A 248-nucleotide genomic window follows, 5' to 3' on the forward strand; every position below is an offset into this window, starting at 1 on the left:
GCAGCGCGGCGTGTTCACGCAGGGCCGCGCACCCTTCGGCTACCTGCGCCCGTTGCGCGCGCACCTGTTCCTCTCGGTCAATGCCGAGGACGTGCGCGAGGCGCTGCATGCCGGCTTTCCGGCGGCGCGCGTGCTGGTCGAATCGGTCAAGGCCAGCGCCGCCTTCCCGAACGAGGTGCGCATCGCCTTCGACGGCGACGCCGTGCTCTTCAGCGACGAAGCCGAACGCGTGTTCCAGGCCGAGGGGC

At 71.4% G+C, this 248-nt stretch carries 1 protein-coding gene; it reads left to right on the forward strand.

What is annotated here, in order from left to right; translation table 11 throughout:
- The coding region (locus CVH10_RS23085; RefSeq protein ID WP_146143334.1) for a 5'-nucleotidase at positions 1 to 248 on the forward strand (248 nt) is incomplete at both ends.

The organism is Halomonas sp. ND22Bw, assembly GCF_003011945.1.
Lineage (GTDB): Bacteria > Pseudomonadota > Gammaproteobacteria > Pseudomonadales > Halomonadaceae > Halomonas > Halomonas halophila.